The 11,846-nt window shown below is 61.6% G+C and carries 9 protein-coding genes; all 9 read left to right on the top strand.

Annotation, left to right across the window (positions count from 1 at the left end):
- Positions 1 to 14 precede the first annotated feature (14 nt).
- The 9 genes from O3297_RS22040 to nusA all read left to right on the top strand — a co-directional run bounded on the left by O3297_RS22040 (position 15) and on the right by nusA (position 11,829).
- Entirely contained in the window at positions 15 to 953 is a 939-nt protein-coding gene (locus O3297_RS22040) for an ABC transporter permease (protein ID WP_034782513.1), read from the top strand.
- 9 nt (positions 954 to 962) lie between these two features.
- Positions 963 to 2,072: an ABC transporter permease gene (locus O3297_RS22035; RefSeq protein ID WP_070280986.1), complete on the top strand. Its 1,110-nt coding sequence runs from the start codon at positions 963 to 965 to the stop codon at positions 2,070 to 2,072.
- A 9-nt stretch (positions 2,073 to 2,081) separates the two neighbouring features.
- A complete protein-coding gene (locus O3297_RS22030) occupies positions 2,082 to 3,773 on the top strand; it encodes an ABC transporter ATP-binding protein (RefSeq protein WP_070260499.1) in 1,692 nt (563 codons plus the stop codon).
- Positions 3,774 to 3,800: 27 nt separating this feature from the next.
- Complete coding sequence (locus O3297_RS22025; protein ID WP_305050120.1) at positions 3,801 to 4,763, top strand: VTT domain-containing protein; 963 nt, start codon at positions 3,801 to 3,803, stop codon at positions 4,761 to 4,763.
- Between the two features lie 389 nt (positions 4,764 to 5,152).
- Complete coding sequence (locus O3297_RS22020) at positions 5,153 to 6,172, top strand: glucokinase (RefSeq protein WP_034782520.1); 1,020 nt, start codon at positions 5,153 to 5,155, stop codon at positions 6,170 to 6,172.
- A gap of 399 nt (positions 6,173 to 6,571) precedes the next feature.
- Complete coding sequence (gene scpB, locus O3297_RS22015) at positions 6,572 to 7,366, top strand: SMC-Scp complex subunit ScpB (protein ID WP_034782524.1); 795 nt, start codon at positions 6,572 to 6,574, stop codon at positions 7,364 to 7,366.
- Positions 7,359 to 9,434 (top strand): 23S rRNA pseudouridine(2605) synthase RluB, encoded by a 2,076-nt coding sequence (rluB, locus tag O3297_RS22010; RefSeq protein WP_305050118.1) that lies wholly within the window; start codon positions 7,359 to 7,361, stop codon positions 9,432 to 9,434. Before scpB ends, rluB begins: the two co-directional genes overlap by 8 nt.
- 344 nt (positions 9,435 to 9,778) lie before the next feature.
- Entirely contained in the window at positions 9,779 to 10,267 is a 489-nt protein-coding gene (rimP, locus tag O3297_RS22005) for a ribosome maturation factor RimP (RefSeq protein WP_034782527.1), read from the top strand.
- Positions 10,264 to 11,829 (top strand): transcription termination factor NusA, encoded by a 1,566-nt coding sequence (gene nusA, locus O3297_RS22000; RefSeq protein ID WP_034782529.1) that lies wholly within the window; start codon positions 10,264 to 10,266, stop codon positions 11,827 to 11,829. The genes rimP and nusA overlap by 4 nt, the downstream gene beginning before the upstream one ends.
- Positions 11,830 to 11,846: the final 17 nt, after the last annotated feature.

Below are 11,846 nucleotides of genomic sequence, written 5' to 3'. Positions count from 1 at the left end.
GACAAGGAATCATTATGTTTGCTTATATCCTGCGCCGCTTGTGGCAGATGCTGCCCACCATGCTGGGCGTCGTCCTGCTGGTCTTTATCCTGTTCAACTGGGTGGGCGGCGATCCCGCCTACATCCTGGCCGGCAAGATGTCTAGTGCGGAAAGCATCGCCAACATCCGCCGCCAGCTCGGTGTCGACCAGCCCTATTATGTGCAGCTGTGGATCTTCATCAAGCAGATCGTCACGTTTGACTTCGGCCAGAGCTGGGCCACGGGGGAATCCGTGTCGCACATCATCACGTCGCGCCTGGGGCCGTCGATGATGGTCTTGATCCCGCTGACCGTGCTGGAAACGTTTTTTGGCGTGGCGCTGGCGCTGGCCATCGCTTTCGTGCGCGGCTCGCTGACGGACCGCGCCGTCATGATCGCCTGCACGGTGGGCATGTCGATTTCCATCCTCGTCTACATCATCGTCTTCCAGTACGGCTTCGCCTATAAACTGGGCCTGTTTCCCGTGCAGGGCTGGGGCGACAGTTTCTGGGAAAACCTGCTGCGCTATTCCACCCTGCCTATCCTGATCGGCCTGGCCGTGTCGATTGCGCCGACCCTGCGCCTGTTCCGCACCTTCGTGCTGGACGAGGCCAACCAGGATTACGTGCGCACGGCGCGGGCCAAGGGCCTCAAGGAAGGCCGCATCATGTGGGTGCACGTGCTGCGCAACGCCGGCATTCCCATCATTACCTATGTGATGTCGAACTTGCCGGCCCTGCTGATCGGCGCGTTCCTGTTGGAACGCTTTTTCGGCATCCCCGGCATCGGGCGTGAAGTGATCCTGGCCGTCGAGCGCAGCGACTTTCCGGTGATCAAGGCGATCACCGTGTATGTCGCCGCCGCCACCATGCTCTTCAACCTGCTCACCGACCTGCTGTACCAGGCGGTCGATCCTCGCGTACAACTGAAGTAGAAAGAGACGATGTCGAAACCTCATACATCGCCCGGCCTGTGGGCCCTGGCGTGGCGCCGTTTGCGCGGCGACAAGATTGCAATGGTATCGCTGGCCGTGGTCGGCGCCTTTTTCCTGCTGGTGCTGGCGTCCGCCAGCGGCCTGGTCGCCTCGAACTGGGAAGACGAAGTGGCCGTCAGCTATGCGCCGCCCACGTTTGTGGGGGCCGACAGGGATGTCGCCGTTGATGGCGCGATGCCCGTAACGGACGAGCGCAGCGCACCCACCCCCGTCAACGTGCTCGATCCGCTGGCCGACGATATCGCCGAACTGCGCGCCCAGATGGGCAGTAACCCATCGGCTGGCGTCGAGATGTACGGCGTCACGGACCCGCTGGCCGACGACTTGACGGCCTTGCGCGCCGGCATGGGCAAGGCCAAGAAACTCGTCACGCACAAGGCGGCCACCCTGCCGTTCGGCGCCGACAAGTGGGGCCACGATATCCTGCAGAAAACTATCAAGGGCGGCGAAACGTCGATCGTCGTGGGCCTGGTGGCCGCCTTGCTGGCCGTCGTGCTGGGCACGATTTTTGGCGCCGTGTCCGGCTACTTTGGCGGCGTCGTCGATGACTTCTTCAACTGGTTCTACAGCATTTTCACGTCGATTCCGTCCATCCTGATGATCTTGACGGTGGCGGCCGTGCTGCAGCAGAAGGGCGTGCTGACCATCGTGCTGATCCTGGGGTTGACGGGCTGGACGGGGCCGTATCGCTTGATCCGCGCCGAATACATCAAGCACAAGGCGCGCGAATACGTGATGGCGGCCGACGCGATTGGCGCTTCGCACTGGCGCAAGATGTTTTCCCACATCTTCCCGAACGTCAGTCACGTTGCCTTGGTGCAAATGTCGATTCTGGTCGTGGGCTTCATCAAGGCGGAAGTGATCTTAAGCTTCCTCGGCTTTGGCGTGCCGGTGGGTACCGTCTCGTGGGGCAGCATGCTCAACGAGGCACAAAATGAACTGATCCTGGGCAAATGGTGGCAGCTGACAGCGGCCGCCACGGCGATGGCCGTGCTGGTGACGGCGTTCTCGCTGTTTACCGATGCCTTGCGCGATGCGCTCGACCCCAAAGTGAAATAGGAGTTGCTCATGGACCAGAATAACCTGTTGGAAGTGCGCGACCTGCGCGTCACCTTCCGCCTGGACAAGAAGACCACGTTCGAAGCCGTCAAGGGCATCTCGTTCAACGTGCCGCGCAACAGCACCGTCGCGCTGGTGGGAGAATCGGGCAGCGGCAAGTCCGTCAGTTCGCTGGCCGTGATGGGCTTGTTGCCCCCGGATAACACCATCATCGATACCGCCTCGAGCATCCATTTTGGCGGGCGCGATTTGCTCAAATTGTCGATCGCCGAGCGGCGCACCATGTGCGGCAAGGATATCTCGATGATCTTCCAGGAGCCGATGTCGTCGCTGAACCCCGTGTTTACGGTCGGGTTCCAGATCGCCGAAGTGTTGCGCCAGCATATGGGCATGAACCGCAAGCAGGCGCGTGCGCGCACGCTGGCGCTGCTCGAGGAAGTGGGCATACCCGATCCGGCCACCAAGATCGACGCCTACCCGAGCCAGATGTCGGGCGGCCAGCAGCAGCGCGTGATGATCGCCATGGCGATCGCCTGCGAACCGAAGCTCTTGATCGCGGACGAGCCGACAACGGCGCTCGACGTGACGATCCAGAAGCAGATCATGGACTTGATCGCGGCGCTGCAAAAGAAGCATCAGATGTCCGTGCTGTTCATTACCCACGACCTTGGCCTGGTGGGGGAAATCGCCGACCAGGTGATCGTCATGCGCCACGGCGAAGTGCGCGAGACGGGGGAGGTGCGGCAAGTGTTTGAAGCGCCGCAAGACAGTTATACCAAGGCGCTGCTGCATTGCCGCCCATCGCTGGACGAGCGCCCATGGCGCCTGCCCGTCATCGCCGATTATATGGACGGCAAGGCGGGCCCCGGCATCGAGGTGAAACAGCGCACGCGCGGCTACACGCCCGGTGACGAACCCGTGCTGGTGGTGAATAACTTGAGTAAAAGTTTTTACACGCGCGAGGGACTGTTCGGCAAGCGCGAATTCCAGGCCGTCAAGGATGTGTCGTTCACTTTGCCGCGCGGCAAGACGCTGGGCGTGGTGGGCGAGTCCGGCTCCGGCAAGACGACGGTGGGCTTGACCCTGCTGCGCCTGCACCAGGCAACGGGCGGCACGGCCATGTTCCACGGCAAGGATCTGATTGCCATGCCGAACAGGGAATATTTGCCGTACAAGCGCCGCATCCAGATCATCTTCCAGAATCCGTACGCGTCGCTGAACCCGCGCTTTACGGTGGGACAGATCCTCCTGGAACCCATGCGCATCCACAAGATCGGCGCGAACGACCAGGAACGCATCGCCAAGGCCTACTGGCTGCTCGACAAGGTTGGCTTGCCGGAACAGGCCTTCCACCGCTATCCGCACGAGTTTTCCGGTGGACAACGCCAGCGCATCGCCATTGCCCGCTGCCTGACCATGCAGCCGGAAATCCTCGTCTGCGACGAATCCGTGTCGGCGCTGGACGTGTCGGTGCAGGCGCAGGTGCTCAATCTGCTGCAGGACTTGCAGGATGAATTCGGCCTGTCCTACATCTTCATTTCGCATGATTTGTCCGTGGTGAAATATATCGCCGACCAGGTGATGGTGATGCACAAGGGGCAAGTGGTGGAACTGGCCGATTCGGATGAGCTGTACCGCAATCCCGTGCATCCGTACACGCGCACTTTGCTCAGCGCCATACCGAAGGGCGTGCAGTTGTAAGGGGCTTTTTACGGTAAGATAGCGGCCATGCCCAACCTCATTTACCTGCTCGAACATTACGGTGTCCTGATTGTCTTTGGCATCGTGCTGGTGGAGCAGCTCGGCCTGCCGATTCCCGCCTTTCCCATCCTTGTGGTGGCGGGCGCGCTGGCCGTCGATGGCGACATGAATGGGGCCCTGGTGCTGGCCGCCGCGCTCAGCGCTTGCCTGATCAGCGACTTCACGTGGTTCCGCGCGGGCCGCCATTTCGGCAAGCGCATCCTGCGGCTGCTGTGCCGCATCTCGCTGTCGCCCGATTACTGCGTCAGCCAGACAGAAGACAAATTCAAGCGCTGGGGCCCGAAAGCCCTGATCGTCTCCAAATTCGTGCCGGGTTTCAATACCGTGGCCGCACCGATGTCGGGCGCGCTGGGCACGCCGCCGGGCCTGTTCTTCCTGTACGCGGGCCTGGGCGCCCTGCTGTGGAGTGGCACGGGCATCGTCGTCGGCGTGATTTTCCATGCCAGCGTGCAGCAGGTGCTCGACTTGCTCAGCACCATGGGCAGCACGGCCTTGCTGATGCTGGCCACCTTGCTGGGCTTGTTCCTGCTGTACAAATTCCTCGAACGCCGGCGTTTCCGCCAGGCCTTGCAGATCGAACGCATCGGCATCGATGAATTGCTCGAACTCATAGAGCAGGGCGCGGAGCCGCTGATGGTCGACGCGCGTAGCGCCACGGCGCAGGCGCTGGAACCGGCCGTGCCGGGCGCCTTGTTCTTCAATGGCAAGGAACCCGTGCCAGCCATGATCGCCATGGACAAGGATCGCCACATCATCGTGTATTGCAGCTGTCCCAACGACGTGACGGCCGCGCAAGTGGCCAAGCTGCTGCACCAGCACGGCTTTCACCGCGCCAAGCCCCTGCATGGCGGCCTCGATGCGTGGAATGCCGCCTACCGCTCGGACCAGCCGGCGCCCGCCAGCCTGCTGGGCGAAGGCTTGCCGTCCTGATCCGGGCTGCCGCCGGCACGCCAGGCTGGCAGCAAGACCCGCAATAAAAAACGGTAGTAATAATACGAAAACACCTTTGCGGCGCCGCCAGGACGGGAGCGCCGCACCGCCGCCGCCGCGTACAAAGCGCCTTTGCGCAAACTCCGGCATACTCTGCTTTCAAGGTGATTCCTGCTGCTGTGCAGCATGATTTTCGCGTGCCTGGCGAGTGCAAGTACTTACTATAAATCATTGTTTCTAAGCAATTTTGGTGCTGCCTGTTGCATTTGGAGTGGAACTACCAATAAAGGCTTGTTTTGATGTACTTAAACTACAAACTTTGCTTGCCTCCGGGCGCATTCATCCTTTAAGCTTGGCGTCCCATGCGTCCCACTTCATCATTTAAAATCATGAGCGCTTCGTCTTCTCCCGTACTGCCGACTTCCGCCTTCGCCGATGGACCGCGCCTGCTGGCCGACGTGGGCGGCACCAATGCCCGTTTCGCCCTGGAAGTGGCCGCCGGCCACATCACCCTGGTGGAAGTGTTGCCCTGTGCCGATTACCCGAGCCTGTCCGCCGCCCTGCAAGCCTACCTGGCCCTGCCGCACATCGCTGCCGCCGGCGGGCAAGCCGTGCGCCATGCCGTGATCGCCATCGCCAATCCGGTCGACGGCGATTTCCTCAGCATGACGAACCACCACTGGTCGTTCTCGATCCGCGCCATGCGCGACGAGTGCGGTTTCACGACCCTGGACGTGGTCAACGATTTCACGGCCCTGGCGCGCGCCTTGCCGCAGCTGTCGAACGAGCAAAAGCACCAGGTGGGCGCCGGCACGGCCCGTCCGAACACGGCCATCGGCCTGATCGGCGCTGGCACGGGCCTGGGCGTGTCGGGCCTGATCCCGTCGCACGGCGGCTGGATCGCCCTGCAAAGCGAGGGCGGCCACGTCAGCTTCGCGCCGTTCAATGAAGTGGAAGTGAGCATCCTGCAATTTGCCTGGCGCGAATACGAGCACGTCTCGGCCGAGCGCCTGATTTCCGGCGATGGCCTAGAACTGATCTACCGCGCCCTGGCCGACCGCGCCGGCGTGCCGGCGGAAGACTTGCCGGCGGCGGAAATCACGCGCCGCGCGCTGGCTGGCGAATCCCAGCTGTGCGACGACGTCATCGAAGCGTTCTGTTGCATGCTGGGCACGGTGGCGGGCAACGTCGCCGTCACCCTGGGCGCGCTGGGCGGCATCTATATCGGCGGCGGCATCGTGCCGCGCCTGGGCGCGCGTTTCGACCGCTCCGGCTTCCGCGCCCGCTTCGAGCGCAAGGGCCGTTTCGCCAATTATGTCTCGCAAGTGCCGACCTTCGTCATCACGGCGCAATACCCAGCTTTCCTGGGTGCATCGGCCATTCTCTCGGAGAAACTCGCCTCCCTGTGATATGCAGGGTGCGGGCGATGTGTCGCGCCAGGGCCGGGTAAAACGCGTGTTTTACCCGGTTTTGCGCTTTTCCGCTTTTTATCAGGTACAATTGGCATCGTTGGATGAAACGACGACTGTCGCTCTCCCGTCTGGCTGGTTCGCCGCCACGGGAAAAGCAGCTGCTCCGGAGTTCGTTTCATTGCTGGTTATTTAAGGCCAGCACCATGGATGGCAGGACTTTCACTGCATCCGCTTTAGTCCCGCTTTGCGCGCATCGGCCAAGGCGTCGGAAAAACAGCCTCAACTAGTAACCCAGCACGGCGTCATCATGATGTCTGCCATCTGTTACGTTGAAATGAACGTTTTTGATTTCTTTCTCTGCATACGAATTGCAACACACATCCGCACAGAATTGCTATGAATACAATTGAGGCTAAAAAAGTCCTCGAAACCGCGTTGCTGTGCGCTCGTGAATCGCTGACGATCCACAGCTTGAAGAAGCTGTTCGTCGATGCGGACGAGAATGGTCGCGTGCGTGGTGTCGGCGTTGGTGCCGACACGATCAAGCAATTGCTGGAAGAGTTGCGGCAGGAGTGGGAAGGGCGCGGCATCGAGATCGTCAGTCTGGCGTCGGGCTGGCGCTTCCAAAGCCGTCCGGAAATGAAGATGTATCTCGATCGCATGACGCCCGAGCGGCCGCCCAAGTATTCGCGGGCGACCCTGGAAACCCTGGCCATCATCGCCTACCGCCAGCCGGTGACGCGCGGCGATATCGAGGAGATTCGCGGCGTTGCCGTCAATTCGCAGACGATCAAGATGCTGGAAGACCGTGGCTGGGTCGATGCCATCGGCTACCGCGACGTGGTGGGACGGCCGGCCTTGCTGGCCACCACCAAGCAGTTTTTGGATGACCTGGGTTTGCATTCGCTGTCCCAGCTGCCGCCTTTGCAGCAAATCAGTGAAATGCAGGGCAATGGGCTCGAAGCCCTGGAAGCGGCCCTGCAAGAAAATTTTGACAAGGCAAGCAATGAGCTTGTCCCCCAGCTTGGTGCAGGTAGCAATACGGCTGTGACAGATGTAGATGTGACAGCAAGCCTTGATGCCGGCCCCGATGCTTCGCCCACGGACGAAGCCTACACTCACGACCCTGCGCCAGAACTAACGGTTGACGCTGCGCCAGGTCAGCACAGCCAAGAAACGAAGAATGAATAATCCGAACACACCCGAGACAGTAACCGCCAGCGACGAAGCCATCGTTGCCAAGCCCAAGCGCCGCACCAAGGCCCAGATCGAAGCCGATACGGCTGCTGCTGCAGTTGCCGGCGATACCGCCGCTGCCAAGCCGAAGCGCCGCACGAAAGCCGACGTGGCTGCCGACGCGCCCGTTGTCGCTGTTGCGGTAGAAGAAGCTGCACCTGCCGTCAAGAAAACCCGCGCCAAGCCGGCCCTGAAGGCCGTCGCCGACGCCGCCGAAGCGGCTGCCGAAGCCGTCGCCGCACCTGCGCCGCGTCCGCCGCGCGCCCGTGCCGCCGCCAAGGCCGCTGCCGCCGTCGCTGAAACGGCGCCGGAAGCCGTCGCCGACAAGCCGGCCGAAGCACGCCCGACCCGCGGTCCGCGCCAGATGCGTGGCGTGCAGGCGGAACGCGCGCTGCGCCAGCCGCCGCGCGCGGAAGCGCCGCAGGCAGCCGATGCCGTTGCCGCAGCGCCTGCCGCGGAGCAAGCTGCCGCGCCTGTCGCCGACGTGTTCGATGCCGAAGGCAATCTCGTGTCCGGCCCGCGCCTGCCGCGCGGTCCGCGCAACGACGTGCCGGGCGCCGGCAAGAATGCCGGCAAGAGCCGCAAGAAGGGCAAGGGCCGCCAGGCTGCGCCAGGCAAGCTCAGCGACGCTGACGCCGTGTTCTCGTTTGTCACTTCCGACGCTTTCGACAGCGAAGAGGGCGGCACGGGCCGCGTGCAGAAAGCGGCCGTGCGCCGCGACCTGACGTCCGACGACGACGCGCCGAAGCTGCACAAGGTGCTGGCCGAAGCCGGTCTCGGTTCGCGCCGCGACATGGAAGACCTGATCATTTCGGGCCGCGTGTCCGTGAATGGCGAGCCGGCCCACATCGGCCAGCGCATCCTGCCGAGCGACCACGTGCGCATCAACGGCAAGTTGATCCAGCGCCGCGTCAGCAAGAAGCCGCCACGCGTATTGGTCTACCACAAGCCGGCCGGCGAAATCGTCAGCCACAACGACCCGGACGGCCGTCCATCCGTGTTCGACCGCCTGCCGACCATGAAAGCGGGCAAGTGGCTGGCCGTTGGCCGCCTCGACTTCAACACGGAAGGCTTGCTGCTGTTTACCACGTCCGGTGATCTGGCCAACCGCCTGATGCACCCGCGCTACGGCATCGACCGCGAGTACGCCGTGCGTACCCTGGGCGAGCTGGAAGAGGGCATGCGCCAGAAACTGCTGGCCGGCGTCGAGCTGGAAGACGGCCTGGCGCAGTTCTCGAAGATCGCCGATGGCGGCGGCGAAGGCATCAACAAGTGGTACCGCGTGGTGATCGGCGAAGGCCGTAACCGCGAAGTGCGCCGCATGTTCGAAGCGATCGGTCTGACCGTTTCGCGCCTGATCCGTACCCGCTACGGCGCCATGACCCTGCCGAGCGGCCTGAAACGCGGCCGTTGGGAAGAGATGGATGAAAACACCGTGCGCGACCTGCTGACCGCCTACGGCATCGAAAAGAAAATGCCGGCATCGGGCGACCCTCGTGCCGCTGGCGCCGCCAAGGGCCGCGAAGCGCGTAAGGCCAGCCGTGATGACGAGCCGAATGGCAACCGCATCGATGTGAGCAACCGCAACGCCGACCCTTTCCCGGTCGCGCCGCGCCGTGGCCAGCCGCAAGGCCAGTTTGCCCGTCCGCAAGGCCAGGGTCGTCCGGGCGGCGCAGGCCGTCCAGGCGAAGCGCGTGGTCCTGGCCGCGGCCAGCCGCAAGGTCCGTTCCAGGGCGGCCAACCCCGCTCGTCGGCATCGTTCGAAGGTTCGCCGCAAGGCCAGGGTCGTCCGCCGCGTGCGGCAGGCCAGGGTCGTCCGGCCGGTGGTGGCGAAGGCCGCGCGCCGCAGCGCGGTCCGCGCCAGCCCGATCCGCTGCAGACGGCATTCGGCTTCGCCAACACGGGTCCGCGCCGCAATACGGGCGGTGGTGCCGGTGGGCAAGCACGTTCCGGTGGTCAGCCGCGTGGCGGCATGGACCGTGGCGGCATGGATGGCATGCCGCGCCGCCGCAGCAAAGGTTAATCGGGAAGAGTTTCTTCTTGCGCGCCCGCTGATCTGCCGCGGGTGCGCGCTCTTGTAACTGTTGTAAGCCGGGCCGCTCCTTGCGTGCGGCATTGCGGCGAAGTTAATAAGAGGTTATAATCTGCAGCCTAATAAAAGTTCTCCGCAGGGTTGTTTGGTGGGGAGTGCTTTCATCTGGTTGGGAAAATACAAGAAGATGGGCAGATGCCCATTTTTTTTTTGTTGAACCGTTTGTAATGGCTCCGCAAGGGGCCATATATGACTTGAATGCGTGTTTTTGCATGTTGTCGGCGCTCAATGCGGCGCTCTCATGCTGAAAACGGGCCTTATTTCTGGAGAATTTCTTGCAGCAGTTGGGATTAATTGAAAAGACAGTTATTGGTCTGGGCTATGAGCTCGTTGATGTCGAACGTGCCGAGCGCGGACTGCTGCGCGTCTTTATTGATTTCAGCGCCGCCGATGCCGCTGAAAAAGGTCCGATCACGGTCGAAGACTGTGCCACGGTGAGTCACCAGTTATCGCATGTGTTGACGGTAGAGAACGTTCCTTACGAGCGTCTCGAAATTTCTTCCCCGGGTCTGGATCGTCCGGTGCGCAAGCTGGAAGACTTTGTCCGTTTCGCAGGCCAGGAAATCATCGTCAAGCTGATGGTGGCGATGCCGGGTACGAACAACCGGAAATCGTTCCAGGGGATCTTGCAAGAACCCGTGGGCGATAAATTGTCGTTGGAATTTGAAGGTAAGGATGGTCCGGCGATGTTGGAGTTTACGCTCGCGGATGTGGATAAGGCACGCTTGGTGCCGCAGGTGGTTTTTAAGGGACGCAAAGCATGAGCCGCGAAGTTTTATTATTGGTTGACGCGCTGGCGCGCGAAAAAAACGTCGATAAAGATGTCGTCTTCGGCGCCCTCGAATTCGCGTTGGCGCAAGCCACGAAGAAACGGTATGAGGGTGAGGTAGACATCCGCGTTTCGATCGACCGCGAAACGGGCGAATTCGAATCGTTCCGCCGCTGGCACGTCGTGCCCGATGAAGCGGGCCTGCAATTGCCGGATCAGGAGATCCTGCATTTCGAGGCAAAAGAACAGATTTCCGATATCGAAGTCGATGACCATATCGAAGAACCGATCGAATCCGTTGAATTCGGCCGCCGTTTCGCCCAGGATACCAAACAGGTCGTCCTGCAGCGCGTACGTGACGCCGAACGCGAACAGATCCTGGTCGATTTCCTGGAACGCGGCGATTCGCTCGTCACCGGCACCATCAAGCGCATGGAACGCGGTGACGCCATCGTCGAATCGGGCAAGATCGAAGCGCGTCTGCCACGCGACCAGATGATCCCGAAAGAGAATCTGCGTATCGGCGACCGTGTGCGTGCCTTCATCTTGCGCATCGACCGCAACATGCGCGGCCCGCAAGTGATTCTGTCGCGCACCGCGCCGGAATTCATCATGAAGCTGTTCGAACTGGAAGTGCCGGAAATCGAGCAAGGCATGCTGGAGATCAAATCCGCAGCCCGCGATGCCGGCGTGCGCGCCAAGATCGCCGTCTACACGGCCGACAAGCGCATCGATCCGATCGGTACTTGCGTCGGCATGCGCGGTTCGCGCGTGCAGGCCGTGACTGGCGAACTCGGTGGCGAACGCGTCGACATCGTGCTGTGGTCGGAAGATCCGGCGCAGTTCGTCATCGGCGCCCTGGCGCCGGCGAACGTGTCGTCGATCATGGTCGATGAAGAAAAACACGCGATGGACGTCGTCGTGGACGAAGAAAACCTGGCAATCGCGATCGGCCGCTCCGGCCAGAACGTGCGCCTGGCCTCGGACCTGACCGGCTGGAAGATCAACATCATGACGGCCGAAGAATCGGCTGACAAAGCTGCCCAGGAAACGGCTGCCGTGCGCATCCTGTTCATGGAAAAGCTCGATGTCGACCAGGAAGTGGCCGATATTCTGGTGGAAGAAGGTTTCGCCAGTCTGGAAGAAATCGCTTACGTGCCAATTTCCGAAATGCTGGAAATCGAATCGTTTGACGAAGATACCGTCAATGAACTCCGTACCCGTGCGCGTGATGCGCTGGTTACCGAAGCGATTGCTTCGGAAGAGGGTCTGGAAGGCATGGACGAGGCGTTGGTGGGTCTGGAAGGCATGGACCGCATTACCGCCGGCAAGCTGGGTCTGGCTGGTATCAAGACCGTTGAAGCATTTGCAGCACTGGCATACGACGAATTTGGCGCAATCCTGGCCTTGTCTGCGGACCGTGCGCGTGAACTGATTACAAGTGAATTTAAAGATGTGACCGACGATGAGATGAAGTTGGTTGACTCGAAATACGACGATCGTGCCAAGGCGTTGCAAGCCAAGGCATGGAGTCTGGCCGAATCCGCAAAGGCTTAATTTGAGTATCTTTATCA

It is taken from the genome of Janthinobacterium sp. SUN128 (assembly GCF_030587275.1).
In the GTDB taxonomy this organism is placed as follows: Bacteria; Pseudomonadota; Gammaproteobacteria; order Burkholderiales; family Burkholderiaceae_D; genus Janthinobacterium; species Janthinobacterium lividum.
The sequence above is the reverse complement of the archived record's forward strand: the minus strand, read 5'-3'. Positions and strand labels throughout refer to the sequence as shown.

Bases quoted from the DNA above. Each gene is read 5' to 3' on its own strand.
- O3297_RS22040 (WP_034782513.1), top strand. From the start codon at position 15: ATGTTTGCTTATATCCTGCGCCGCTTGTGGCAGATGCTGCCCACCATG.
- O3297_RS22035 (WP_070280986.1), top strand. From the start codon at position 963: ATGTCGAAACCTCATACATCGCCCGGCCTGTGGGCCCTGGCGTGGCGC.
- O3297_RS22030 (WP_070260499.1), top strand. From the start codon at position 2,082: ATGGACCAGAATAACCTGTTGGAAGTGCGCGACCTGCGCGTCACCTTC.
- O3297_RS22025 (WP_305050120.1), top strand. From the start codon at position 3,801: ATGCCCAACCTCATTTACCTGCTCGAACATTACGGTGTCCTGATTGTC.
- O3297_RS22020 (WP_034782520.1), top strand. From the start codon at position 5,153: ATGAGCGCTTCGTCTTCTCCCGTACTGCCGACTTCCGCCTTCGCCGAT.
- scpB (WP_034782524.1), top strand. From the start codon at position 6,572: ATGAATACAATTGAGGCTAAAAAAGTCCTCGAAACCGCGTTGCTGTGC.
- rluB (WP_305050118.1), top strand. From the start codon at position 7,359: ATGAATAATCCGAACACACCCGAGACAGTAACCGCCAGCGACGAAGCC.
- nusA (WP_034782529.1), top strand. From the start codon at position 10,264: ATGAGCCGCGAAGTTTTATTATTGGTTGACGCGCTGGCGCGCGAAAAA.